The 24,391-nt window shown below is 71.8% G+C and carries 27 protein-coding genes; 8 read left to right on the top strand and 19 right to left on the bottom strand.

Annotated features, from left to right (window positions below; translation table 11 throughout):
• Positions 1 to 86 precede the first annotated feature (86 nt).
• Both ACZ5K7_RS21440 and ACZ5K7_RS21435 read right to left on the bottom strand, forming a co-directional pair.
• The gene (locus ACZ5K7_RS21440; RefSeq protein ID WP_468915309.1) at positions 87 to 947 is read right to left on the bottom strand and encodes an NAD(P)-dependent oxidoreductase; all 861 of its coding nucleotides are present in this window, start codon (positions 945 to 947) and stop codon (positions 87 to 89) included.
• Positions 944 to 1,183 carry a hypothetical protein gene (locus tag ACZ5K7_RS21435; protein WP_468915307.1) on the bottom strand — a complete coding sequence of 80 codons (240 nt, stop codon included), beginning with the start codon at positions 1,181 to 1,183 and terminating at the stop codon, positions 944 to 946. The genes ACZ5K7_RS21440 and ACZ5K7_RS21435 overlap by 4 nt, the downstream gene beginning before the upstream one ends.
• Before the next feature lie 125 nt (positions 1,184 to 1,308).
• Between ACZ5K7_RS21435 and ACZ5K7_RS21430 the strand changes: the two genes are divergently transcribed.
• Positions 1,309 to 2,589, top strand: coding sequence for a cytochrome P450 (locus ACZ5K7_RS21430; RefSeq protein ID WP_468915305.1), 1,281 nt, complete (start codon positions 1,309 to 1,311; stop codon positions 2,587 to 2,589).
• Complete coding sequence (locus ACZ5K7_RS21425) at positions 2,586 to 2,774, top strand: ferredoxin (RefSeq protein ID WP_351713190.1); 189 nt, start codon at positions 2,586 to 2,588, stop codon at positions 2,772 to 2,774. The genes ACZ5K7_RS21430 and ACZ5K7_RS21425 overlap by 4 nt, the downstream gene beginning before the upstream one ends.
• Before the next feature lie 33 nt (positions 2,775 to 2,807).
• Here ACZ5K7_RS21425 and ACZ5K7_RS21420 read toward each other — a convergent pair whose 3' ends face one another.
• Positions 2,808 to 3,266: a VOC family protein gene (locus ACZ5K7_RS21420; protein WP_468915303.1), complete on the bottom strand. Its 459-nt coding sequence runs from the start codon at positions 3,264 to 3,266 to the stop codon at positions 2,808 to 2,810.
• Between the two features lie 111 nt (positions 3,267 to 3,377).
• On the opposite strand from ACZ5K7_RS21420, the gene ACZ5K7_RS21415 reads away from it, so the two are divergent.
• Positions 3,378 to 4,679, top strand: a complete 1,302-nt coding sequence (locus ACZ5K7_RS21415; protein WP_468915301.1) for an acyl-CoA dehydrogenase family protein — start codon at positions 3,378 to 3,380, stop codon at positions 4,677 to 4,679.
• Positions 4,676 to 5,695 carry a phosphotransferase family protein gene (locus ACZ5K7_RS21410; RefSeq protein WP_468915299.1) on the top strand — a complete coding sequence of 340 codons (1,020 nt, stop codon included), beginning with the start codon at positions 4,676 to 4,678 and terminating at the stop codon, positions 5,693 to 5,695. The genes ACZ5K7_RS21415 and ACZ5K7_RS21410 overlap by 4 nt, the downstream gene beginning before the upstream one ends.
• Positions 5,696 to 5,779: 84 nt before the next feature.
• On the opposite strand, the gene ACZ5K7_RS21405 is transcribed toward ACZ5K7_RS21410, so the two are convergent.
• The 11 genes from ACZ5K7_RS21405 to ACZ5K7_RS21355 form a co-directional block, all read right to left on the bottom strand.
• On the bottom strand, positions 5,780 to 6,928 hold the full coding sequence (locus tag ACZ5K7_RS21405; RefSeq protein ID WP_468915297.1) for an acyl-CoA dehydrogenase family protein: 1,149 nt from the start codon (positions 6,926 to 6,928) through the stop codon (positions 5,780 to 5,782).
• 117 nt (positions 6,929 to 7,045) lie between these two features.
• Positions 7,046 to 8,239: a CaiB/BaiF CoA transferase family protein gene (locus tag ACZ5K7_RS21400; protein ID WP_468915296.1), complete on the bottom strand. Its 1,194-nt coding sequence runs from the start codon at positions 8,237 to 8,239 to the stop codon at positions 7,046 to 7,048.
• The gene (locus ACZ5K7_RS21395; RefSeq protein WP_468915294.1) at positions 8,239 to 9,006 is read right to left on the bottom strand and encodes an SDR family NAD(P)-dependent oxidoreductase; all 768 of its coding nucleotides are present in this window, start codon (positions 9,004 to 9,006) and stop codon (positions 8,239 to 8,241) included. Before ACZ5K7_RS21395 ends, ACZ5K7_RS21400 begins: the two co-directional genes overlap by 1 nt.
• Positions 9,006 to 10,304, bottom strand: a complete 1,299-nt coding sequence (locus ACZ5K7_RS21390) for an amidohydrolase family protein (RefSeq protein ID WP_468915292.1) — start codon at positions 10,302 to 10,304, stop codon at positions 9,006 to 9,008. Before ACZ5K7_RS21390 ends, ACZ5K7_RS21395 begins: the two co-directional genes overlap by 1 nt.
• Positions 10,305 to 10,331: 27 nt before the next feature.
• Positions 10,332 to 10,649 (bottom strand): hypothetical protein, encoded by a 318-nt coding sequence (locus ACZ5K7_RS21385; RefSeq protein ID WP_351713173.1) that lies wholly within the window; start codon positions 10,647 to 10,649, stop codon positions 10,332 to 10,334.
• Positions 10,615 to 11,049 carry a hypothetical protein gene (locus tag ACZ5K7_RS21380; RefSeq protein WP_468915291.1) on the bottom strand — a complete coding sequence of 145 codons (435 nt, stop codon included), beginning with the start codon at positions 11,047 to 11,049 and terminating at the stop codon, positions 10,615 to 10,617. Before ACZ5K7_RS21380 ends, ACZ5K7_RS21385 begins: the two co-directional genes overlap by 35 nt.
• Positions 11,046 to 11,753, bottom strand: a complete 708-nt coding sequence (locus tag ACZ5K7_RS21375) for an ABC transporter ATP-binding protein (RefSeq protein WP_468915289.1) — start codon at positions 11,751 to 11,753, stop codon at positions 11,046 to 11,048. The genes ACZ5K7_RS21380 and ACZ5K7_RS21375 overlap by 4 nt, the downstream gene beginning before the upstream one ends.
• Positions 11,750 to 12,460, bottom strand: a complete 711-nt coding sequence (locus tag ACZ5K7_RS21370; RefSeq protein WP_468915287.1) for an ABC transporter ATP-binding protein — start codon at positions 12,458 to 12,460, stop codon at positions 11,750 to 11,752. The genes ACZ5K7_RS21375 and ACZ5K7_RS21370 overlap by 4 nt, the downstream gene beginning before the upstream one ends.
• On the bottom strand, positions 12,441 to 14,552 hold the full coding sequence (locus ACZ5K7_RS21365) for a branched-chain amino acid ABC transporter permease (protein WP_468915285.1): 2,112 nt from the start codon (positions 14,550 to 14,552) through the stop codon (positions 12,441 to 12,443). The genes ACZ5K7_RS21370 and ACZ5K7_RS21365 overlap by 20 nt, the downstream gene beginning before the upstream one ends.
• Entirely contained in the window at positions 14,553 to 15,941 is a 1,389-nt protein-coding gene (locus ACZ5K7_RS21360; protein ID WP_468915283.1) for an ABC transporter substrate-binding protein, read from the bottom strand. It abuts the gene before it with no gap.
• 46 nt (positions 15,942 to 15,987) lie between these two features.
• On the bottom strand, positions 15,988 to 17,442 hold the full coding sequence (locus ACZ5K7_RS21355) for an aldehyde dehydrogenase family protein (RefSeq protein WP_351713161.1): 1,455 nt from the start codon (positions 17,440 to 17,442) through the stop codon (positions 15,988 to 15,990).
• 285 nt (positions 17,443 to 17,727) lie between these two features.
• Between ACZ5K7_RS21355 and ACZ5K7_RS21350 the strand changes: the two genes are divergently transcribed.
• From ACZ5K7_RS21350 to ACZ5K7_RS21335, 4 genes are read left to right on the top strand one after another with little or no spacing between them, the layout of a single operon-like run.
• Entirely contained in the window at positions 17,728 to 18,300 is a 573-nt protein-coding gene (locus tag ACZ5K7_RS21350; RefSeq protein WP_468915281.1) for a carboxymuconolactone decarboxylase family protein, read from the top strand.
• Complete coding sequence (locus ACZ5K7_RS21345) at positions 18,290 to 18,715, top strand: nuclear transport factor 2 family protein (protein WP_468915279.1); 426 nt, start codon at positions 18,290 to 18,292, stop codon at positions 18,713 to 18,715. The genes ACZ5K7_RS21350 and ACZ5K7_RS21345 overlap by 11 nt, the downstream gene beginning before the upstream one ends.
• Positions 18,712 to 19,830: an acyl-CoA dehydrogenase family protein gene (locus ACZ5K7_RS21340; RefSeq protein WP_468915277.1), complete on the top strand. Its 1,119-nt coding sequence runs from the start codon at positions 18,712 to 18,714 to the stop codon at positions 19,828 to 19,830. The genes ACZ5K7_RS21345 and ACZ5K7_RS21340 overlap by 4 nt, the downstream gene beginning before the upstream one ends.
• Positions 19,831 to 19,832: 2 nt before the next feature.
• Positions 19,833 to 20,594 carry an acyl-CoA dehydrogenase family protein gene (locus ACZ5K7_RS21335; RefSeq protein WP_468915275.1) on the top strand — a complete coding sequence of 254 codons (762 nt, stop codon included), beginning with the start codon at positions 19,833 to 19,835 and terminating at the stop codon, positions 20,592 to 20,594.
• A gap of 1 nt (position 20,595) precedes the next feature.
• On the opposite strand, the gene ACZ5K7_RS21330 is transcribed toward ACZ5K7_RS21335, so the two are convergent.
• From ACZ5K7_RS21330 to ACZ5K7_RS21310, 5 genes are all read right to left on the bottom strand, one after another.
• Positions 20,596 to 21,303: an SDR family oxidoreductase gene (locus ACZ5K7_RS21330; RefSeq protein ID WP_351713151.1), complete on the bottom strand. Its 708-nt coding sequence runs from the start codon at positions 21,301 to 21,303 to the stop codon at positions 20,596 to 20,598.
• 735 nt (positions 21,304 to 22,038) lie between these two features.
• Positions 22,039 to 22,230: a hypothetical protein gene (locus ACZ5K7_RS21325; RefSeq protein WP_082417165.1), complete on the bottom strand. Its 192-nt coding sequence runs from the start codon at positions 22,228 to 22,230 to the stop codon at positions 22,039 to 22,041.
• A gap of 176 nt (positions 22,231 to 22,406) precedes the next feature.
• Entirely contained in the window at positions 22,407 to 22,868 is a 462-nt protein-coding gene (locus ACZ5K7_RS21320; RefSeq protein WP_468915273.1) for a hypothetical protein, read from the bottom strand.
• On the bottom strand, positions 22,865 to 23,293 hold the full coding sequence (locus ACZ5K7_RS21315; RefSeq protein ID WP_351702359.1) for an ATP-binding protein: 429 nt from the start codon (positions 23,291 to 23,293) through the stop codon (positions 22,865 to 22,867). The genes ACZ5K7_RS21320 and ACZ5K7_RS21315 overlap by 4 nt, the downstream gene beginning before the upstream one ends.
• A gap of 307 nt (positions 23,294 to 23,600) precedes the next feature.
• On the bottom strand, positions 23,601 to 24,389 hold the full coding sequence (locus tag ACZ5K7_RS21310; protein WP_468915271.1) for a zf-HC2 domain-containing protein: 789 nt from the start codon (positions 24,387 to 24,389) through the stop codon (positions 23,601 to 23,603).
• Positions 24,390 to 24,391 lie beyond the last annotated feature (2 nt).

The following is a 24,391-nucleotide window of genomic DNA, read 5'->3' as shown; positions in this document are numbered from 1 at the left end:
CGGCCGCCAGACAGGAGGCCGGGGTCGGGGGCGGAGCCTGGGCGGGGGCCTGGACGGAGGCCGGGGCGGACGTGCCGACCGGTCCGTCAGGCCCCGTCCACGAAGGGGAAGATCCGGGTGAAGTCGGCCCCGGGCTCGGCCTCGGCGAACCGCGCCCACACCGACCCGGTCGCCGCTCCGATCGCGACCGGGCCACCCTGCTCGCCGACCGCGTCCAGATACAGCCGCATGTCCTTGTCCATCAGGGAGTTGGTGAAGCCGGCGGCGTAGCTGCCGGTGAGGACGTGGGCCGGGAACTTGTCGCTGGTGGCCGCGCTCCGGCCGCTGGAGCCGTTGAGCGCGTCGAGCATGGTGGCCATGTCGAGTCCGGCGGCGAGACCGAAGACGACGGCCTCGCTGGTCGCGGCGAGGGTGGTCGCGGACAGGAAGTTGTTGGCGAGCTTCAGGGCCTGGGCCATGCCGGGCTCGTCGCCGACCCGTCGGCGACGATCGCTCAGTCCGGCCAGCACCCCCTCGACACGTGAACACGCCTCGTCGTCCCCGGCGTACATGACGGTGAGGGTGCGGGCCCGGGCGCCGGCTACTCCGCCGGAGACGGGCGCGTCGACATAGCCGACCTCGCCGTCGGCCAGGAGCCCGGCGACGGTACGGGCGGCGGCCGGGCCGACGGTGGACGTGTCGACGACGTACCGGACCCGTCTCCCGGACGCCCCCAGGATCTCGCGGGCGACCTGCTCGGACGCGGCTCCGTCGGGCAGGCTGAGCACCAGAACGTCCGTGCGGCGGGCCACTTCGGCCACGTCGGGGACGTACTCGGCACCGTCGGGCGACCGGCGCGGGCCGAGTGCGTCATGCGTCACGACCGCGCAGCCCGCCCCCACGAGGTTCCCGGCCAGGACGCTGCCCATGTTGCCGAGGCCGACGAACCCGACGTTCCCCGCGCTCACTCCCCCGCCCCCCGCCTCACACGGACGTCCTTCACGCCCCGCCGGGCCACACTGCCCGCGGTCATTCCGCGGCAGGCGGTGAGCCGGCACAGCGGTTCGTCGGCCTCGGCGTCGGTGACCACGGTGCGGGGCGCGGTGCCGGCGTGGATGCGTAACTCCCCCATGCGGCCCGGGGCGGCCGTCATCGCCAGGACCAGGAGGCTGCGCGCGACGCGCAGCTCATCTGTCTCTTCCACGGATCTCCCTGAACTCGACCGAGAATGCGACTCTCCACCACGACGTCCAGCATTCCAGCAATTGGAGAACTGTGCTACCGTTCCCGATCGTCAGGGTTGCCGGCCGAGAGGGAGCCGAACAGACCGTGAACGACTTCGAGGCGATCGATTTCTTCCGGGACGAGAGGCTCGTCGCGGACCCCTACCCCTACTTCGACGCCCTGCGCGGACAGTGCCCCGTCCACCGCGAGACCCACCACGACGTGATGATGGTGACCGGGTACGACGAGGCGTTGCAGGTCTACAACGACAGCGGCACCTTCTCCTCCTGCGTCTCGGTCACCGGCCCGTTCCCCGGGTTCCCGGTCCCGCTGGAGGGCGACGACGTGAGCGGGCTGATCGAGCGGCACCGGGACGCGCTGCCGATGAGCGACCAGTTGCCGACCATGGACCCGCCGGTGCACACCGACCACCGCGCCCTCCTGATGCGGCTGATCACGCCGAAGCGCCTCAAGGAGAACGAGGCGTCCATGTGGCACTTGGCCGACGGGCTCCTCGACGCCTATCTCGCGCCGGGCGAGGGGGAGTTCATCGGCGGGTTCGCCGGGCCGTTCACCCTCCTCGTCATCGCCGACCTGCTCGGTGTGCCGGAGGAGGACCGGCAGGAGTTCATGGACAGGCTCCAGCGCCGGCCGCAGAACGGGGGTGGCATCGGCAGCACGGGAGACGAGGCGCTGCACCACTCGCCGCTGGAGTTCCTCTACGGCCGCTTCACGACGTACATCGAGGAGCGGCGGCGCGAGCCCCGCGAGGACGTGCTCACGGGCCTGGCGACCGCGACCTTCCCGGACGGGTCGACGCCGGAGGTCATCGACGTGGTCCGGGTCGCCGCCAACCTGTTCGCGGCCGGCCAGGAGACCACCGTCCGGCTGCTCGGCTCGGCGCTCAAGGTGCTCACCGAACGCCCGGAGCTGCAGCGGCTGTTGCGCAGCGAGCGGGACCGGATCCCGAACTTCGTGGAGGAGACGCTGCGGTCGGAGAGCCCGGTGAAGGGCGACTTCCGGCTGTCGCGGGTGGCTACCACGGTGGGCGGGGTCGACGTCCCGGCCGGGACCACGCTGATGGTGCTCAACGCCGCCGCGAACCGCGACCCGCGCCAGTTCGAGGACCCGGAGACCTTCGACGCCGGACGTCCGAACGTCCGCCGCCACCTCGCGTTCGGCCGGGGCGCCCACACCTGCCCGGGCGCGCCGCTGGCCCGTGCGGAGGCCCGGGTGACCCTGGAACGGCTGCTGGACCGTACGTCCGACATCAGGATCGCCGAGCGGGTGCACGGCCCGGCCGACGCCCGCCGCTACCAGTACGTGCCGACCTTCATCCTCCGCGGCCTCACCCATCTCGACCTGGAGTGGAGCCCGGCCCGATGAAGGTCACCGTGGACGACGACCGCTGCCGCGGGCACGGGGTGTGCTGCACGCTCTGCCCGGAGGTGTTCGACCTCGGCGACGACGGCTATGCCGTGGTGGACGTGCCCGAGGTCCCCGCGGAGCACGAGGACGCGGTGCGCTCGGCCGCCGCCCTGTGCCCCGAGCACGCCATCACCGTGAGCTGACGGCAGGGACCGGCGTGCCGGACGAACCCGTCATCACGACGGCCGCCTCCCGGTCGTCCAGTACCGCTCCAGGACCGGCTGCAACGCGCGGGTGACCAGCTCGATCCGCGGGCCGGTGATGCCGCGGTGGAACGCCCAGTACGGGGTGCCGTCCGGGCGCCGGCCGACGGCCTCGGGCGCGTAGCCGTGCCGGGCCAGTTCGGCGGAGTCGGCGGTCACGTCGTCGGACCAGTAGCCGAGGTGGTGGACGCCGGAGCCCGCGGCCGGCTGCCACAGGGAGCCCGGGATGCTCCGGACGAGTTCCAGCCGGGGCAGGGACATCGAGTACGTCGACCGCAGCTCGAGGACCGTGTCCCCGCCGGGCAGGCTCACCCTGACCGGCGCGCCGAGTTCGTCGCACCACTGGTGGCCGAAGAGCGCCGACAGCTCGGCCGCGGCAGCCGCGATGTCGTCGACGACGAGGCCGACATGGAACTGATCGGTCGCCTTCATCCGTACGCACGCTCCCTCGGGGTGACCGGTCCAGAACTCTCGTCCCATGCCATGGTAATTGCGTTCTCTTTCGCGAGAACGTTATTCTGACAGTCGCCGGAAGGAGACACAATGCCGTGGGACTTCGAGACCGAGCCGGACTACCAGGCCCAGCTGGACTGGGCGGACCAGTTCGTGCGGGAGGAGGTCGAACCCCTCGATCTGCTCTGGGACGGCCTGCAGTTCACCCCGCCCGACGCCAATCTCCGCCGGGTCCTCGACCCCCTCAAGAAGGAGGTCCGCGCGCACGGACTGTGGGCGACCCATCTCGGCCCCGAGCTGGGCGGTGCGGGCCACGGCCAGGTCAGGCTCTGTCTGCTCAACGAGATCCTGGGCCGCTCCTCCTGGGCCCCGGTCGTCTTCGGCTGCCAGGCCCCGGACACGGGCAACGCGGAGATCCTCGCCCACTACGGCACCGAGGCGCAGCAGGAGCGTTATCTGCGGCCGCTGCTCGACGGCGAGATCTTCTCCTGCTACTCGATGACGGAGCCCCAGGCCGGCGCCGATCCCAAGGAGTTCACCACGCGGGCGGTGCGGGACGGTGACGAATGGGTCGTGAACGGCTGGAAGTACTTCTCGTCCAACGCCAGGACGGCCGCCTTCTTCATCGTGATGGCCGTGACGGACCCGGACGGGGACCCGTACAAGAGCATGTCGATGTTCCTGATCCCGGCTCAGACGCCCGGCATCGTCATCGAGCGGAACGTGGCGCTGGCCGGTGAGCCCGAAGAACGGGGTTCTCACGCGCTGGTGCACTACGAGGACGTACGGGTGCCGACGGACGCGCTGCTCGGCGGCGAGGGGCAGGCGTTCGTGATCGCGCAGACCCGGCTCGGCGGCGGGCGGATCCATCACGCGATGCGCACGATCGGGCTCGCGGGCAAGGCGTTCGACATGATGTGCGAGCGCGCGCTGAGCCGGCACACCCAGGGCACGGTCCTCGCGGACAAACAGTTCGTGCAGGGGCACATAGCCGACTCGTGGGCGCAGCTGCAGCAGTTCAGGCTGACGGTGCTGCATACCGCCTGGAAGATCGACAAGTACAACGACCACCGCAAGGTCCGCAAGGACATCGCCATGGTCAAGGTGCTGCTGCCGGGCGTGCTGCACGACATCGCACACCGCGCGATCCAGGTGCACGGCGCACTCGGGGTGAGCGGTGACATGCCGCTGTTCCGGATGCTGCTGGGCGCGAGTGTGCTGGGCATCGCGGACGGCCCGACCGAGGTCCACAAGGTGACGGTCGCCCGGCAGGTGCTGCGGGACCACCGGGCGAGCGACGACCTCTGGCCGAGCGGCTATCTGCCCAGGCGGCTGGCCGCGGCCCGCGGCAAGTACGCGGAGTTCCTGGAGCCCGGGGCGGAGGCCCGATGATCGACGTCGAGCGGCTGGCGGGCTGGCTGGACGCGTCCGGTCTGCCCGGCAAGGGCGAGCCGGTGGAGCACCGGTATGTCTCGGGCGGGGCGCAGAACGAGATATACGAGATCCGGCGCGGCGAACTGCACTGTGCCCTGCGGATCCCGCCGCCCACCGCGCCGGCCGCCCGTGACGAGGGCATCCGGCGCGAGTGGCGGATCACCGAGGCGCTGAACGGCACGGACGTCCCGCACACCGAGGCGATCGCGGTCTGCACGGACGCCGCCGTCCTGGGCCGCACCTTCTATCTGATGGAGTTCGTCGACGGCTGGTCCCCGATGAGCGCCCGCACCTGGCCGGCCCCCTTCGACGCCGACCTCACCGCGCGAGCCGGGCTGGCGTACCAGCTCGCCGAGGGGGCGGCTCTGCTGAGCCGCGTGGACTGGCGGGAGAAGGGGCTGCACGACCTCGGCCGCCCCGACGGCTTCCACGAACGCCAGGTCGACCGCTGGACCCGCTACCTGGAGCGCGTCAAGGGCCGCGAGCTGCCCGGTTTCGACGCCGCGTCGGCCTGGCTGCGCGCCCACAGACCCCTCGACCACGTCCCGGGCCTGATGCACGGCGACTACCAGTTCGCCAACGTGATGTACCGCCATGGTGCCCCGGCCCGGCTCGCCGCCGTCCTCGACTGGGAGATGGGCACCGTCGGCGACCCCAAGCTCGACCTGGCTTGGATGCTGCGCGGCTGGCCCGAGGACACCGATGCCCCCGAGGCGGCGACCGCGTCCTACGTCGACCTGTCCGGCATGCCGTCGCGCGAGCAGCTGATCCAGCACTACGCGGACGTCTCCGGCCGTCAGGTCGACGACATGGACTACTACGACGTCCTCGCCCAGTGGAAGCTGGCCATCGTGCTGGAACAGGGCTTCCAACGGGCCGGTGACAACGAGAGGTTGCAGGCGTTCGGGCCGATGGTGCTGGAGCTGATGAAGTCCGCGGCCGACCTGGCGGAGACGACGGCGTACGGACGCTGAGCCGCGCGGGCGCCTCGGCCGTCGTGTGAACCGTGCGCGGAGGCCTCGGCCGTCGCGTGGCCGGCGGCCCTCGCGCAGTCCCGCTCACAGCCCCAGCGACTTCGCGATGATCACCTTCATGACCTCGCTGGTGCCGGCGTAGATCCGGGTGATCCGGGCGTCCGCGTACAGCCGGGCGATCGGATACTCCGTCATATAGCCGTAGCCACCGAACAGTTGAAGGCACCGGTCGACGGCTCGGGCCTGCATCTCGGTGCAGAAGAGCTTCACCTTGGCCGCGTCCGCGCCGGACAGTTCCCCGTCCACCAGGTCGAGGACGGCGCGGTCCAGCATGGCCTGTGCGGCCTCGATCTCGGCGGCCACGGCGGCGAGTTCGAACTTGGTGTTCTGGAAGGACGCCACCGCCCTGCCGAAGACCTCGCGTTCCTTGACGTACTCGATGGTCGTCTCCAGCGCGGCCCGCGCCTGCGCGACCGAGCCGACGGCGACCGTCATCCGCTCCTGCGGCAGGTTGTGGCCCAGATAGCCGAAGGCGGCCCCCTCCTCCCCCAGCCGGTTGGCCACCGGGACCCGTACGTCGGTGAAGGCCAGCTCGACGGTGTCCTGGACCTTGATGCCCATCTTGTCGAGGACCCGCCCCCGCGTGAATCCGGGCATGCCGTCCTCCACCACCAGCAGCGTCAGGCCGGCGCGCCGGTCGGCGGGGTCGTCCGCCGTGCGGGCGACCACGATCACCAGGTCGGCGAGCAGCCCGCCGGTGATGAAGGTCTTGGCGCCGTTGAGGACATAGGTGTCGCCGTCGCGTACGGCCGTGGTGCGGATGCCGGCCAGGTCGGAACCGGTGCCGGGCTCGGTCATGGCGACGGCGGTCAGCAGCCGGCCGGCGGCCAGGCCGGGGAACCAGCGGCGCCGCTGTTCCGTGTCGGCGTAGGCGAGGAAGTACGGCAGGATGACGTCGAGTTGGGTGCGTACGGTGCCCAGGGTGACCAGGGCCCGGGACGTCTCTTCCTGGAGGACGACGTTGTAGCGGTAATCGGCGAGGCCCGAGCCGCCGTACTCCTCCGGGACGGCCATGCCCAGCACGCCCAGCGAGCCGAGCTGTTCGAAGATCTCGCGGGGCAGGCGGCCGGCCCGCTCCCAGGAGGCGTAGACCGGGACCACCTCCTTGGCCACGAACTCCCTGACGAGGGCGCGGAAGTCCTCGTGGTCGGCGGTGAAGATCTCTCGGCGCACCGAAACCCCCTGGTCAGAAGCTGAGTTCGACAAGCGTGGCGTCGGCCCTGCCGCCGCCCTCGCACATGGTCCGCAGCCCGATGGCGCCGCCGGGCGGGTTGAACAGGGCGGGCCCGGTCATGTGCCGGCCCTCGGTTCCGTCTCCGGGAGGCCGAGTTCCGCGAGGAGCTGACCCGTGTGCTCGCCCAGGGCGGGGACGGCGCCCATCGGGGGGTCGTAGCCGGCGATGACCGGGGGCGGCAGCAGCGCCGGTACGGGTCCGGCGGGGGTGTCGATGTGGCGCCAGCGGTCGCGGGCCGCGAGGTGGGGGTGGTGGAGGACGTCGTCGGGGGTGTTGTAGCGGGAGTTGCCGATGCCGGATTCGTCGGCGCGCCGCTGGACGTACGCCAGGTCGTGCCGGGCGCACCAGGCGCCGATCTCGGTGTCGAGGAGGTCGCGGTGGTGGACGCGGCCGGGGTTGGTCCTGAGGCGGTCGTCGGCCGCCAGGTCCGGGCGTTCGAGCAACTCCCGTGCCAGGCGCTGCCATTCGCGGTCGTTGGTGGTGCCGAGGACGACCGTGTGTCCGTCGGCGGTGCGGTAGGCGCCGTACGGGGCGACCGCGGGCGAGCTCATGCCGAGCGGCTGCTGCCAGCCGCCCGCGTGCCGGGTGTGGGTGAGCGGGTACCCCATCAGCTCGGTCATGGTGTCGAACATGCTCACCGCGACGGCACCGCCCCGCTCGCCCCGGCGCTCACCGGCGTACAGCAGCGCCACGACCGACAGTGCCGTGTACAGGCCGGTGCTCGCGTCCGCGATGGGCGGGCCCGGTTTGGCCGGGGCGCCGGGGTGGCCGGTGATCGCGCAGACCCCGGACTCGGCCTGGACGAGAAGGTCGTAGGCGCGTTTGTGGGACAGCGGGCCGCCGGGCCCGTAGCCGTCGATCTCCGCCGCGATCAGGCCGGGGTGCCGGGTCGCCAGGTCGTCGGGGGCGAGACCGAGCTTGGCCGTGGTGCCCGGCGCGAGGTTGGAGACCAGCACGTCGGCGCGGTCGAGCAGGCGGTGCAGAACCGCCATCCCGGCCTCGGACTTGAGGTCGAGGGCGACGGACTGCTTGCCCCGGTTGGCCCAGACGAAGTGCGCCGCGAGGCCGCCGACCACGTCGTCGATGTGGCGGGCCGAGTCGCCGCCCTCCGGGTTCTCCACCTTGATCACCCGGGCGCCGAGGTCGCTGAGAACGCGGGTGCACAGGGGTGCGGAGACGGCCTGTTCCAGGGCCACCACCGTCACTCCGGACAGGGGTCCGGGAGCCGTCGGATCACCGGCGGATGCCATCAGATCACCAGGCCGCCGTCGACCGGCAGGACCTGGCCGGTGACGAAGGAGGCGGCGTCCGAGGCGAGGAAGACGAAGGCACCGGCGACCTCCTCGGGTTCGGCCCAGCGGCCGAGCGGGATACGGGCGAGCATGGCGGCGGCGAACTTCTCGTCGGTGCGGATGATCTCCGTCATAGGCGTGGCGGCCAGCGGGGCCAGGGCGTTGACCTTGATCTGTTTCCTGGCCAGCTCCCGGGCGAGCGACTTGGTCATGCCGATGACCGCGGCCTTGGCGGCCGAGTAGTTGACCTGGCCGAGGGTGCCGGTCAGGCCCGCCGAGGAGGTGACGTTGACGATGCGTCCGGTGCCGTCGGTGGGCAGGAACGGGAGGGCGGCCTGGGAGCAGGTGAAGGTGCCCAGGACATGGATGTCGAGCAGCCGGCGGAAGGTGGCCTCGTCGAGGTCGGCGAACATGGCCGGCGCGGTGACGCCGGCGTTGTTGACGAGGATGTGCAGGGTGCCTTCGGCGAGGGCGGCGGCCCGGGCGACGGCGGCGTCGGCGGCGGCCCGGTCGCGTACGTCGAGGGGCGCGCTGTCGGCCGTACCGCCCGCCGCCGTGATCTTCCCGGCGACGGACGCGGCGGCGGCCGGGTCGACGTCGGTGACGAGAACGGCGGCGCCGGCCCGGGCGAGCGCGTGGGCGACGGCGGCGCCGATGCCGCCCGCGGCGCCGGTGACCAGCGCCGCGCGTCCCGTCAGGTCGAACAGCCCGTTGTCGTGGGCCACTAGCTGCTCGCCGCCGCTACGGCCGCGCGGGCCCGGGCGCGGAAGGCCTCCAGTTTGTCGACCGGCTCCTTGAGCTGGCGGCTACGGGCCCGGATGCTGACGTCGTGCCCCTCGGCGGCCTTGCGCAGGGCGCCGACCGTGGCCTTCTCGCGCGGGATGTGTGTGAAGGGGTCGAAGGAGTACCAGCGCATCGCGTTCTCGTGGGTGATCTTCACGGTGTCGGCGTCCGGGACGTCGAACTCGGTGAGGACGCCGTGCAGTTGCTCGGGGGCGTCGGGCCACAGGGAGTCGCTGTGCGGGTAGTCGCCCTCCCAGCAGATGTTGTCGATGCCGATCTCGTGCCGCAGCTTCACGCCGAGCCGGTCGGTGATGAAGCAGGTCAGGAAGTGCTCGCGGAAGACCTCGGAGGGCAGCTTGCCGCCGAAGTCCTGGAGGGTCCAGGCGGCGTGCATCTCGAAGGTGCGGTCGACGCGCTCCAGGAAGTAGGGGATCCAGCCGGTGCCGCCCTCGGACAGGGCGATCCTGAGGTCGGGGAAGTCCTTGAGGGTGCGCGACCACAGCAGGTCGGCGGCGGCCTGGACGAGGTTGATCGGCTGGAGGGTGATCATCACGTCCGGCGGTGAGTCGACGGCCGGGATGGCGAGGCGGCCGGAGGAGCCGATGTGCACCGACAGCACCGTGCCGGTGTCGCAGGCGGCCTGCCACACCGGGTTCCAGTAGGGGGCGTGGAAGCTCGGGTAGCCGAGCGCGGCGGGGTTCTCCGGGAAGGTCATCGAGTGGCAGCCCTTGGCGGCGACCCGGCGCAGCTCGCCCGCGCACAGTTCGGCGTCCCAGATGGCGGGCAGGGCCATCGGGATGAAGCGCCCCGGGTAGGAGCCGCACCACTCGTCGATGTGCCAGTCATTGTACGCCCGTACCAGCGCGAGGGAGAAGTCGGAGTCCTCGGTGGCGAACATGCGGGCCGAGAAGCCGGGGAAGGACGGGAAGTTCATCTGGGCCAGCACGCCGCCTGCGTTCATGTCCTTGACGCGTTCGTGGACGTCGTAGCAGCCGGGCCGGATCTCGTCCATGCCCTGCGGGTCGAGGCCGTACTCCTCCTTGGGGCGTCCCGCGACCGCGTTGAGAGCGGCGTTGCCGACCGTGTTGTCCCGGAACTGCCAGACGTCGCTGCCGTCCTCGCGGTGGACGAGCTTGGGCGCGTCGTCCAGATACCGCTTCGGCAGGTGGTTGACGAAGATGTCCGGCGGCTCGATGACGTGGTCGTCGACGCTGATGAGAATCAGGTCGTCCTTGTTCATGCGAGGTCCCTTTCGCAGGTGGGCGGTTCAGTCCGAGGCGGGGAGGGGTCTGGCGGCCTTGAGGGTCATGGGGACGCCGTCGCAGGCGAGTTCGCCGGTGCCGGGGTGGGTGCAGAGCAGTTCGAGGGTGTCGTCGGCGTCGGCGTAGCGCTTGCCGAGGAGGGTGACCGGGTCACCGCCCGTGGCGGGCGGGGGCGGTGCGGTGGCGGCGGCGACCATGGGGGCGCCGCCGCAGGTAAGGGCCGGCTGCCGGTCGGCCCGGGCGCGGACCACGACGACCCGGGTGGTGCACACCGTGCTGGCGAGCTGGTCACCGGGGCGCGGCGTCGGAGCTGGTGAGGTCATGGCTGGGGTCCTTTCCGGCCAGGGGTCCGGGGGTTGTCCCCCGGGAAGGCACCGCACACAGGCGGTCGGCGAGCACGGCGAGGTCGTAGGACTGGCGGGCCATCCAGAACCGCAGGAAGCCGGTGAGCGAGTACCGCAGGAACAGCGCCGCGCCGACGACCGTCGCCGCGATGCCGCCGAGGCCGAGGGCGAGGGCGTCGTTCTGGTCGAGTTGGTTCTGGGTGTTGTGCGAGACGAAGTACGCCGACACCGCGAGGAGCAGGCCGACGGTCATGAGAGCGACGCCGAGGCGCAGCCACAGGCCCGCGCGGGCGGCGGCCGGGTCGGGGATCCTGAGGTCGGTCAGTTCGCGGACGAACCGGTCCGCGCGGGCGGCCGGCTGCGGCTCGGTGGATGTCATGCGGAACTCCCCAGGTAGAGGGCGGACAGTTCGTCGCGCAGCCCGCCGTCGGGGCGGCCCTGGCGTTCGATGCGGCCGCGCACGAGGACGGCGGCATGGTCGGCGATGCCGAGGACGGCGGCCGCGAACTGCTCGACGACCAGGACCGCGACGCCCTGCCGGGCGATCTCGGCGACCTGTTCGTAGAGCCGGGAGACGACCAACGGGGCGAGTCCCATGGAGAGTTCGTCGAGGAGCAGTACGGCCGGGTCGGTGGCCAGCCCTCGGGCGAGGGCGAGCATCTGCTGCTCGCCGCCGGAGAGTGTGCCCGCCGTCTGGCCCGCGCGGTTTCCCAGGACCGGGAAGCGGGCGTAGGCGATCTCCTGGATCTCCTCGCGGGTGCGGCCGGTGAAGGTCATCATCAGCAGGTTGTCGCGGACGGAGAGGCTGGGGAAGACTCCGCGTCCCTCGGGGATGAGGCAGACCCCGGCCCGGGCGAGGTCGCGGGGGTCGGCGCCGGTCATGTCCCGTCCGCCGAACAGGAGTTGGCCGGACCGTGGCGGACGGAGTCCGGCGGCGACGTGCAAGGTGGTCGTCTTTCCCGCCCCGTTGGGTCCGAGCAGCGCGACGACCTGTCCGGCGCCGACGGCCAGGTCGACGCCGTGCAGGACGGTGATGCCCTCGTGGGCGGCGCGTACGGCGCGCAGTGCGAGCAGAGCGTTCACACGTCCCCCAGGTAGGCCGCGAGCACCGTCTCGTCGTGCCGGATCACCTCGGGCGGTCCTACGGCGATGACCTTGCCGAGGTCGAGGACGTACACCTCGTCGCACACGCCCATGACCAGGCCCATGTCGTGCTCGACCAGGACGACCGCGGTGCCGTCGGCGGCGAGCGAGCGCAGCAGCGCGGCGAACCGTTCGGTCTCCTCGCCGTCCTGCCCGGCGGCGGGCTCGTCGAGGAGCAGGAGTGCGGGGCGTACGGCCAGGGCGCGGCCGACCTCGACCAGGCGGGCGACGCCGGTGGGGAGGTGGTCGGCGCAGGTGTCGGCCACGCCGGTCAGGCCGAGCCGGTCGAGGAGGTCCTCGGTCAGCCGTGCGGCCCGCCGGCGCTCGGGGCCGAGTTCGGCGGCGACGAGGAGGTTGTCACGGACGCTCAACCGGCCGAAGAGTTCCAGGCGTTGGAAGGTCCGGGCCAGTCCGTGCCGGCAGCGGCGGGCGGGGCCGAGGCGGGTGACGTCCCGGCCGCCGAGGGCGACCCTGCCCGCCGAGGGCCGACGCAGTCCGGACACCACGTCGAACAGGGTGCTCTTCCCGGCCCCGTTGGGCCCGATGAGGCCGGTGATCCGGCCCCGGTCGGCGCTCATGCCGACCCCGTCCAGGGCACGGTTGCCGCCGAAGGAGACGGTGACGCCGCTAACGTCCAGCAGTGGCACGGGCCAGCACCTCCCCGTCCTGGGGCCGCCAGGGCCGTCGTACGCCCCACCACTCGACCGGCACGTCCGGCACGGTGTCCGGAGCCGCGCGCGCGGCGGCCCAACCGCGCAGGGCGAGCGCCACCACCAGGGAACCGGTCAGGAACGTCCAGTCGCCGATCGCGTGGGTCAGCCGCAGCACCCAACCCAGGGCCAGGGCGCCCAGCAGGAGGGGCAGGGCGACCGGGTCCCGGCCGAGCGGCTCCCAGGTGCGCCGGAGACGGGCGACGAGTCCCTCGGGGCTGTGGCCGAGCCCCATGCCCGCGAGGGCGGGCAGCAGCGCGACGATGTTCTGGGTCCAGGAGGCCACGCCGATCAGCATGTTCGGCCCGATGTAGGCGGTGCCGGCGAACAGGCCGTTACCGACCGCGCCAAGGCCGCCGATGACGGCGACGAGGAAGATCGGCAGCCCGGCGACGAGGTTGAACTGCTCGGCGGTGACGGCCCGTTGCTGCATGCCGTAGAGGGCGCCGCCGAGGCCCGCGATACCAGCCGAAAACGCGAACACCGCCACCTTGGTCACCAGCAGGTTGCCGCCGAGCGTCGCGTACGCGGCCTCGCTGTCCCGCAGCGCGATCAGACGCCGGCCGAAACCGCTGCGGCGCAGCCGGGCGACGGCGAGCGAGGCGAGGCCCAGGCAGACCGCGGCGAGGACGGTCAGGTCGGCGGCGGAGTCCAGGTGCAGGCCGAACAGGTCGGGCCCGCTCATGTCGACCGAGCCCTGGTCGAACAGGGAGATGCGCGCCCCGAACAGGTGGAAGGAGGGCAGGGTGAAGATCCAGCGGTCCAGGACCACCGTGACCGCCGCCGTCCCGAGGGCCAGATACACGCCGGAGAAGCGCAGCGCGGGTACGGCGATCAGTGCCCCGACCGCCCCGGACACGGCGATCGCGGCGGCCAGCGCCCACCACTGCCCGTGGGCGCCGAGGTGTCCCCACACGACGGCGCCGATTCCGGCCAGGCTCAGCTGGCACAGGGAGATCTGGCCGGCGTACCCGGCGAGCGGGACGTACGACAGGGCGACGATGCCGAGGGAGAAGACCGGCCCGTAGGTGACGAGGTCGGCCTCGTCCAGGACCGTGGCCAGGACCACCCCGAACGCGACGGTCGAGGCGGCGAAGACGGCCGTGCCGCGCGGGCCGGGCGCCGGGACCTGGACCAGGCGCCGGTCGCGGTGGCGCGGGCGCGGGTGGCGGAAGAGGAGCAGGGCGAGGAAGAGCAGCAGGGCGGGGGCGGCCAGGCGCAGTCCGGGCAGGTACGGGTTCTGGGGGAGGTAGCCGGTGAGGTAGCTCTCCAGGCAGCCGACGACGACGGCGCCGGCGAAGGTGAGGGGCAGGCTGCGCAGTCTGCCGAAGACGGCTGCGGTGTAGGCGCTGACGATCAGCAGGGAGAGCTGGGAGGCGTCCAGGGCGACGGTCGGGGCGATGAGGATGCCGCCGATCGCGGCGAGCTGGGTGCCGAGGATCCAGGCGACCCGGCCGGCGCGGACCGGGTCGGCGCCGGTGAGCCGGACCAGGGCGCGGTCGTCGACGGTGGCGCGCATCTCGGCACCGGTGCGGGTGCGGGTGAGCAGGAACCACAGCCCGCCGGCGACCGCCACCGCGACGGTCATGGTGATGGCCTGGTGCCAGGTGACGGTGGCCGGGCCGAGGTGGAAGGGCCGCCTGTCGGCGAAGAACACCGACAGGGGGCGGGGCACGTTGGGGTCCCAGATCCAGCGGGCGGCGGCGATGGCACCGCTGAGCAGCGCCACCGTCATCACCAGGCGTTCGGCCTCGCCGAGCCGTTGCACGGGCCGCATCAGGACCCGTTCGACGGCGAGGCCGAACGCGGGGGCGAGCACCAGCAGGACCACGGCCAGGGCGACCGGGACCGGCCAGCCCCAGCCGACGGTGAACTGCCAGTAGCAGAACGCCGCCAGCATGCCCGCCGCCCCGTGCGCGAAGTTGAACACGCCGGTGGTGACGTAGGTGAGGACCAGGCCGCTGCCGATCACCGCGTAGACGGCGGCGGTGCTCAGGCCGACGATCCCGAAGGTCAGGAACTGCTCCATCTACTTCACATCGCTCATGCTCTTGCCGACGTCGGCAAGGGTGAGGGGCTTGCCGTAGTCGCCCTTGTACTTGTAGGCGGGCGCGTTGCAGCGGTAGGCGCCGTCGTCAGGCTCGAAGTCGGCCGGCTGCCAGCCCTTGGAGGTGGCCTTCTCGATGTTGAAGCAGGTCAGCGGGGCGTCCTTCTTCGACAGGTCGACCGGGGCGAGCAGTCCGCCGCCCGTCCAGGAGGTCTCCTTGACGGCGGCCTGGTAGACGCAGGTACGGGTGAGGGCGTCACCGCAGGAGGAGGCGGCCTTCGCGAACAGCAGCCAGGCGGCGAACCCGCGTACGCCGGGCAGGGTGATCTGTGCCTTCGGGGCGTACTTCTTGAACAGACCGACCAGTTGACCGGTAGCGGGGTTGTCGGCCGCTTTCTCCAGTGGGTGGACGCCGCTGAGATCGGCGAAGTTGTTCTGCTGGTCGAGGGAGGTGCCGGCCAGTTGCAGGAACGCCTGGCCGTAGGCGTTGTTGTTGGCGTCGATCCAGTCGAGCTTGTAGTCCATGCCGGTCAGGATCTGTTCCAGCTTGGCCAGGCTCGCGAAGTCCCCGTTGAAGACGAGACCCTTGACGCCCTTGCTCTTGATGGACTGGGCGTAGGGGGTCCAGTCCGAGACACCGGCGGCCGGGTACAGATCCTGGTACACGATCTTCGCGCCGGCGGCCAGGAGCATCTCCTTGGACTCGGCGTTGATGACCTTGGTCACCGGGGCGTCACCGCCGATGGTGCCGACGGCGGTCGCCGACTTCGGATAGGCCTGCTTCAGCAGCCAGTCGTAGTAGCCGGTGTAGCGGCCGTAGGACGCCCCGCCGGTCTCGTTCAGCTGGAGGTCGGAGCCGAGGTTCTGGACCTGGCTGACCTGGGCCGGGAAGTCGGGCAGCAGGCACTTCAGCCGGTCCTGCACGCCGAGGGCGTCCAGCGCCGCGCCGCCGCCGACGAGCGCGAAGTCGTCCTTGCAGGCCTCCAGCATCCGCTGGCGGACCTCCATCAGCCTGGAGTCGCGGGTGGTGGCGACCACCTTGCGGCCGTCGATGCCGCCGGCCGAGTTGCACCAGGAGGTGAACACCTTGGCGGTGTCGACGAATTCGGAGTTCTTGGTGAAGCCGACGTCGGAGAAGACGCCCACGTCGATGGTGTCGGCGGTGACACCCTGGGCGGGCGCGCTCTTCGCGTCGCCCGGTCCGCAGACGTCCTTCAGGTCTCCGAAGTCGCCGCTCGCGGCCTGCTGGGCGGCCTTGGTGGGGGTCGCGTCGCCGTCGCCGGCCGTACCGGCGCTGTCGTGACCGCCGCAGCCGGCGACGGCGAGCAGCGCGGCCGCCGCCAGGGCGGCGGGGATTGCCTGGACTCTCACGGGGTTCCTCCTCGGTGGTGTTCCCCGGACTGCCGTGTGCCGTCGGTCAGCCGGCCGGCACGGCGAAGGTCTTGAGTTCGAGGAACTCCTCAAGGCCCGCGACGCCCATCTCCCGGCCGATCCCGGACTGCTTGAACCCGCCGAACGGGGCGTCGGCGGCGAAGTAGTTGCCGCCGTTGATGCTGAAGGTGCCGCTGCGGATCCGCCGGGCGACCGCGGTCGCCCGCTCGTCGTCGGCGCCGATCACCGCGCCGGACAGGCCGTACACCGAGTCGTTGGCGATCCGGACGGCGTGGTCCTCGTCGTCGTAGGCGATGACGGCGAGCACCGGTCCGAAGACCTCCTCCTGGGCGATCTCGGCGGCCGGGTCGACGCCGGCGAGCAGGGTGGGCTCGTAGAAGAAGCCCTCCCGTTCGGCGGGCCGGCCGCCGGTCACCAGGCGGGCCCCGGCGGCGACGGCCCGCTCGACCATGCCGTGCACCTTGGCCCGCTGTTTCTCGCTGATCAGGGGGCCCATATGGGTCTTGGGGTCGGCCGGGTCGCCGTACCTGACCTTGCCGAGCACGGCGGCGACCAGGTCCACCAGCTCGTCGTGCTTCTCGCGCGGAACCAGCAGGCGTGAGGTGAGCGCGCAGCCCTGGCCGGAGTGCGAGCAGATGGTGAAGGCGGCGAACGTCGCGGCGGCGGCGAGGTCGGCGTCGTCGAGCACGATCAGCGCGGACTTGCCGCCGAGTTCCAGGAACACCCGCTTCAGGGTGACGGAGGCGGCGGCCATGATCGCCCTCCCGACCGGGGTCGACCCGGTGAAGGTGATCATGTCGATGCCGGGGTGGGTGGTGAGCAGCTGGCCGGTCTCGGGGCCGGACGAGGTCAGGACGTTGACGACGCCCGCGGGGATGCCGGTCTCCTCGGCGATGATCCGGCCGAGCGCGAGGGTCGTCCACGGGGTGTCCGGTGCGCCCTTGAGGACGACCGTGCAGCCGGCGGCGAGCGCGGGGGCGAGTTTGGCGAGGGCCAGCTGATTGGGGAAGTTGTACGGCAGGATGGCCGCGACGACTCCGGCGGCCTCCTTCTCGATCCAGCGGCGGTGGTGCCGTCCCCGGCTCTCCAGGACGGGCAGCTCCTCGCGGAACGGGTAGCGTTCGAGCAGGTCGGCGTAGTACTTGACCATCTCGATCGGCTCGTCGAGCTGGGGCCCGTGGGTGAGCGAGCGGGGTGCGCCCACCTCGGCGATGGTCAGGTCCCGCAGTTCCTCGCGGTGCGCGTGCAGGGCGTCGTACAGCCGGCGCAGACAGCGCAGCCGCAGGTCGCGGTCGCGCATCCAGTCGGTGGTGTCGAACGCCCGGCGGGCGGCCGCCACAGCCGCCTCGACATGCTCGGCCGCCGCGTCGGAGGCCGTCCCCAGCACCTTCCCGGTGGACGGATCGACGGTCTCGAAACTCCGCCCCGCCTGCACGAGACGCCCGTCGATCAACAGCCGGCCCTCATGGAAAAGACTCACGGCTCCCCATCTCTTCTGGGTGTCACAGGTCCCGCCTGCCATGGCCCTGCCTGCGGTGGAAAGTAGCTTCTCGGTAGAGGAGAAGCAACCATCCGCACAAGAGAATTGGGCATCCACAAGGCAGCGGAGGGAATCATGCCCGGTCAGCGCGGGGGACGGATTCCGCCTGCCGGGGCTGGGGCTTCGGCAAGCCCCGGGCATGACAGTTGACGCCACCACAGGCCGGGTGAAAATCTGGGACTCGAAATAGAGAATCACATTCTCACTACTGTTCAGGGAGCTCGCATGCCGCCTCGCCTGCCTCCGCTGCCCGACGACCAGTGGGACGACCGGACCCGCGAGGTGCTCGCCGCGCTCCTTCCCCGGCGCATGCGCAACGCCGCGGCGGCCGGCAACGCCATGTCCACGCTCGTCCGGCACCCCGACCTGACCGCGGCCTTCCTCCCCTACAGCACCTACCTCCTGGTCGGCTCGACGCTGCCGGACCGCCTGCGCGAGCTGGTCACCCTGCGGATCGCCAGGCGCCGCGACTGCGCCTACGAGTGGACCCACCACTTCCACGCGGCCCAGCAGTGCGGTCTGACCGAGAGCGAGATCGAGGCCGCCGGCCAGGGCAAGGCGGCGGACCCGCTGGAGAGCGCGGTGCTCAGCGCCGTCGACGAACTCGACGAGCACTCCGACGTCACGGACGGCACCTGGGCCGCGCTCGCGGCGCACCTGGACGAACACCAGCTGATGGACCTGGTGTTCACCGTGGGGACGTACGCCCTCATGGCGATGGCCTTCAACACCTTCGGCATCCGGCCCGAACACGACGCGCGTGAGCGTGCGGAAAGGAGGCGGGCCCGTGACCGCTGACGACGCCACCGCCGACCTCATGGAGATCCAGCAGCTGCTCGCCCGGTACGCCGTGACCATCACCCGCGGCGACATCGACGGGCTGCTCGCGGTCTTCACCCCCGACGGCAGCTACAGCGCCTTCGGCGACACCTATCCCCTCGCCGACTTCCCGGCACTGGTCGCGGCGGCCCCCAAGGGGCTGTTCCTCACCGGTACGCCCCTCGTCGACCTGTCCGGCGACACGGCGACCGGCACCCAGCCGCTGTGCTTCGTCGACCACGCCACGCACGAGCTGCGCATCGGCTACTACGACGACACGTACACCCGCACTCCCGGGGGCTGGCGGCTGCGCACCCGGGCCATGACCTTCATCCGGCGCAGCGGCGCCCACGACTCGGGACGCCCGCACGCGTTCGAACGCCCGGCCGTATGAACGCCCACGACTTCACCGGCCCCACCACCACGGCGGAGTTCCGCACCGCCCTGCGGAGCTGGCTGGACGAGCACGACCTCGCCCCCGGCCCCGACGGCTCCTTCGACGCCCAGGTCGCCCAACTGGCGCGGGTGCGCCGGGCCCTGTTCGACGCGGGCTGGATGCGGTACGGCTGGCCGGCGGAGGTGGGCGGCCTCGGCGGGCCCGCGGTCCTGCGGGCGGTGCTCGGCGAGGAGGTCGCCACCCGGGGCCTGGCCGAGCCCGGTATCTGGTCGATGGTCGAGGTCCTCACCCCGACCCTGGTCGCCTACGCCCGTCCCGAACTGGCCGCCGCCATGGTCCCGTTGCTGCTGAGCGGCCGGGAGCAGTGGTGCCAGGGCTTCTCCGAGCCGGGCTCGGGCAGCGATCTGGCCTCCCTGACCACGAAGGCGGTGCGGCGGGACGACGGCGGGTGGGTGGTCAACGGGCAGAAGGTGTGGACGAGTCTCGCCCAGTACGCGGCCCGCTGTGTCCTGCTCACCCGTACCGCTCCCGGCCACGACGGCATCACCGCGTTCTTCGTCGACATGGACACCCCCGGCATCACCGTCCGGCCGCTGCGCACGATGCACGGCGTCGACGAGTTCGCCGAGGTCTTCCTCGACGACGTGGCCGTGCCCGCCGACCGCATGCTGGGCCGCCCCGGCGACGGCTGGCGGCTCGCGATGGACCTGCTCCCGCACGAGCGCTCCACCTGCTTCTGGCACCGCATTGCGCACCTCTACACCCGCCTGGACCGCCTGGTCGCCGAGACCGGCACCCCGGACGACGCGGCCCTCGGCGCCGCCTATCTCGCCCTGCACACCGCCCGCTGCCGCTCCCACGCGACCCAGCGACGGCTCGCGTGGGGCGCCTCGCTCGGCCCGGAGACCTCGGTCGACAAGGTGCTGCTGGCCTCCGCCGAACAACAACTCTTCGAGACGGTAAGGGACTTGCTCCCGGGCGTCCTGGAGCTGACCGAGACGCCCTGGCGGTCGGAGTACCTCTACGCGAAGGCGGCCACCCTCTACGGCGGCACCGCCGAGATCCAGCGCAACATCATCGCCCGCCGGCTGCTCGATCTGGGGAGGGAATGAGCATGGACCCCACCGAGCTGGAACTCCTCTCGAAGACGCTCCGCAGGACGATGACGGTCACCGCCCCGGGCCCGGCCCTGGACGCGGCACTGGCCGAGCTGGGCTGGCCCGAACTGCTGGCCGAGTTCCCGGCGGTGGCCGTCACGACGGTGTGCCGGCTGCTGGGCGAGACGGGCGCGCATGCCTCGGTGCTGACCGATGTGGTGGGCGCGGCGACCCTGCCGTACGCGGGTGGCCGGTGGGTGGTGTGGGAGTACGGCGGTTCGGGGACGGGTGCCGGACTGGACGAGGAGCTGCCCCTGCGGCCGGTGGCCACCGGTGGTCCCGTGCCCCTCGCCGCCGGCCGGCGGGCGGTCGGCTGGTGGCTGCTCGGCACCGGCCACGCCATGCTGGCGCTCGCCCGGGGGCATGCCCTGGACCGGGTCCAGTTCGGCCGGCCGCTGGCCGCCTTCCAGGCGGTACGGCACCGGCTCGCGGAGACCCTGGTGGCGCTGGGGGGCGCCGAGGCCGCCCTCACGGCGGCCGAGGACGATCTCGGCGCGCTGCTGGCGAAGGCTGCGGCCGGGCAGGCGGCGCTGACCGCGGCCCGGCACTGCCAGCAGGTGCTGGGCGGGATCGGGTTCACCGCCGAGCACCCGCTGCACCGGCACGTCCGCCGGGCCGTCGTCCTGGACGGACTGCTGGGCAGTGCGCGGGAGCTGACGCGCGAGGCCGGGGCGCTGGTGCGCACGCGGGGCACCGCGCCCCGGCTGGTTCAGCTGTGACTCACCAGGGCAGCGGGCCGTTGACGTCGAAGTAGCCGCCGGTCGGTCCGTCCGGGCCGACCTGCGCCATCCGGACGATGATCTCGGCGCCCTCCGCCACGGTCTGCGTGCCCGTGTTGCCGTTCAGGTCGGTCTTGGTGAAGCCGGGCTCGACGGAGTTGATCCGCATGGCCGGGAACGCCTTCGCGAACTGCACGGTGAGCATGTTCACGGCGGTCTTGGAGGTCGGGTAGGCGATGCCCGGGTAGAAGTGGGCGGGGTGGTCGGGGTCGGAGAGGGCCGTCAGCGAGGCCAGACCGCTGCTCACGTTGACCACGACCGGTGCCGCCGAGCGCCGCAGCAGCGGCAGGAAGGCGTGCAGGACGCGGACCACACCGAAGACGTTGGTCTCGAAGGTGTTCCGCATCTGGTCGGCGGTCACGGTCTCGGCGGTGGGCACGCTGTTGTCCGCGGTCCGGGTCTCGATCCCGGCGTTGTTGATCAGGACGTCGAGTCCGCCGTCGGCCTCGACCGTCTTGGCCGCGGCGTCGACGGAGGCGTCGTCGGTGACGTCGAGGAGGACGAACCGGGCGCCCAGTTCCTCGGCGGCCCGGCGTCCCCTCTCGGCGTCCCGGGCTCCGATGTACACGGTGTGACCTGCGGCGATGAGCTGGCGGGCGGTTTCGTGGCCGATGCCCTTGTTGGCTCCGGTGATCAGTGTTGTCGTCATGTGTCCAGCCTGCGCCCCGGCCGCCCGGTCAGCCAGCAGATCCTTCTTCCTGGGACTGCCGGTACCACCGACGCACCTCTCTGACCTGGGCTCACTGAGGCCGAAGCGGCTGTGACCTGCTAGGTCGGGTTGCAGAGGCGATCGGAGGCAGTCAGAGGAAATCACTCTGATTCGACCCCGGTTCGACCCGGGTCGCTCAGAGGCAGTCAGAGGCATCGGCCCCCCAAACTGCCCCCTGAGTGATCCGAGTTGACCGTTTCGGATCCAGCGCGGCGACTCTGGCAACCTGTCGTTCGTCTCCGGTCGAGCCGCGATGGGGACGCCTGCCTCCGCACGGTGCCAGAGCGCACGAAAGCCCCCAGGACGGCAATCCTGGAGGCTTCGCCGGCACCGATCGGAGGTCGGTTCCGGACGCCACCGCTGGTTTACGAGTTGGTGCACAGCTGAGGTCGGGATGTTGCCGGCCTGGCGGCTCGGCTGTTGGATGATCACCGCCGCAGATCCGCTCCGAGGACTGCTGCTTGCGGGCCTTCTCCCATTGACAATTCCCGTCTGCCTCACGACGCCATGCACGCTCCCCCACCGCCTCAAGGGCGTGGGAGGTGCCCCCACTCGCCGCACCGGGCGCAGACCCGAGTACGTCCAGTACGAGGGCCTACGCCCGGCCCGCCGAGAGCACGCACCTGACGCCGCGAGGCCGCCCTCCGGGCAACGACGGGAATGGTCAGACAGGCCCTAGTCCCGCTGGGCGGCGAACAGTTCCAGATGTGCGCAGGTGGGGCAACGATAGGCATCGATCTGCCAGTGCGGTCGGCCCATCCTCTTGGCACCGCCGAGCGGGCCTCGCTGCAGGGGGCCCGCGATCCACCGCGCGAACCCGCGAGCGCCTTGTCCGGAGTCCTCGACGAAGCCCGGCTCCAGCCCCACCGCACCGCATTGGGTGCACCGTATGTTGTTCACCGTGGGAGTGTAGTGAGCAGCTGGGGGCGTTGGTCATTGGGACCAGTTCCCGTCGCCCTCATCCCGTGTGACGCGCAACGAACGGGCCGTGGCCTTTCGTGCACGGCCCCGTAAGCCCTGGGGCCCTGACGGGTCGGACCGGTTCAGGTGCCGGGCCGCCCGGCGGACGTCCAGGCGGCGTATTCCTGGCGGACGTAACGGCGGCGGCCGAGGCCTGGCGTGACCGCGTCGGGCAGGTGCGGCCCGGCCACCAGGTCGGGCCGGCGCCGGTCGTGTGCCACGAGTTGTCCGGCGGTCTGTGCGGCGGCGCCGGCCGGGCCGGGGTCGGAGCTTTCCAGGGCCATACGGTCCATGAGGGCTGCCCGGCGCAGCAGCCAGGCGCGTTCGGCGACCGCGGCGTCGGCCGGCGGCCCGGCGACGGTCCTGGCCTGACGGCCGTCGCGCTCGGCCCCGAGGGCCAGCACCTGGTGCATTTCGCGGCGCAGGTCGGGCGCGTTCGCGTACGCCTCGTGCGGGGGCGGAGCGTCGATCCCCTCACCGGCGCCCGGGGTGACGCCCTCGTACGGTACGCCGGAGCGGACGCCATGGCGTGCGAGGCCGGTCATGCCGAACACCTCAGGCGGGCGCGGACCTCGCGGCCGCTGCGCGTCTGGTGGATCTCGGTCGACTCTGCGAGGCACTGCACGATGCCGGTGCCGCGTCCGTGCTCGTCGGGGGCGATGTCGGGGCGGGGGCGCTCCACGGCGGTGCCGGAGTCGCTGACCACGATGTGCAGGGTGCCGAGGTCGAGCACGAGCAGCAGGGTCATGCGCTCGCGGCCGTACCGGGCGGCGTTGGCCGCGAGTTCGTCGACGATGAGAACGGCGGAGTCCCGCTCGCTCTCGGGAACGCTCCAGGTCTCCAGCAGATCGGCCGCGAAGTGCCGAGCGGCGGGAACGTGCGCCTCCTGCGCGGGCAGGGTGAGCAGTGCCTCGCGGCGGCAGAGCGTGGAGAGCAGTGAGCTCAGGCGGGGTGAATCGGCTACAGACATGGTCTTCTGACTCTTCTGTGGATGTGCGGAGACCGGAGTGGGAGACCGGATCGTGGGAGACCGCCGAGAGATTCGATGAGCGGTCGGTATGCCGGATCCTGTGGAGAAGCGCTCATCCAGTTCCACGGACGAAGCATGCCGAGCGGTTCGAGGAGTTCGCACCTTTTATGGTGTATTTCCTGTCAGGTCAGGTCAGGACCGACGGAAGACACGCGGGCCGTCGGGTGGCCGGGGATCGGCAGACCTGTCCCCTGACTGGACACCGACGCGTCGAGCAGGCCCGGGGTCAGGCGGGCCCCTCGCGACCTCACGCCCGGATCGTGACGAGCTTCTGTCCGTCGCCGGCGACGATCTCGAAGTGCTCGATGGCACTCGGAGACATGGGGACCGCACCTGGGACCGTGGTGCCAGGAGGGTATTCGCCCGCCCGCCACGTGGCGCCGTCCGCCCTGACCCCGCCGCGCCCGACCGCCTGCAGTCGGCAGGTGATCCCGGCGGGCGCCCCCTTGGCGGAGACCAGCAGGACACTGCCCCAGGCAGAGGGCGAGACCTTCACCGAGGCGGTGACACCGGTGGTGGGATCGTTTCCGGAGAAGGTGCGCACAGGCGCCGGCGCGGTCGGTCCCGGCTGCTTCGCCTCACTGCCCAGGGACCCGGCGGTCGCCAGCCAGGTGCCGGCGACCGCTCCCCCCATGAGCATCAGGGAGGCGGCGGCGCCCGCCAACTGCAGCCGCCACGTTCTGCGGCGCCGGGCCGCGGCCTGCCGCAGCAGCCTCTCCAGCACCCCCGCCTCGCGCGCCTGCGACGCCCCGGCCTCGGCGGGCCGCGCGGGCGGAGCGGCCTGCGCGCTCTCGGCCGCCCGCGCCACCAGCCGACCCGCCATGTCCCCGTCGGCAGCCGGCACCGTCCGGCCCTCGGCTTCGGCCGCGGTCACCGTCGCCAGCAGTGCGGGCAGTCCCGCCAACTGCGCGTGTTCCGCCCGGCACTCGGCGCATCCCGCGAGATGGTCACGCACCTGTTCCATCTCGGCCGGAGGCAGCGTGCCCAGGACGTACCCGCCCAGCGCAGGCCGGAGGGCGTCGCACTCCGCACTCATGA

The organism is Streptomyces sp. NPDC031497 (genome assembly GCF_055580905.1).
This window is presented reverse-complemented; position numbering and strand designations above follow the sequence as displayed.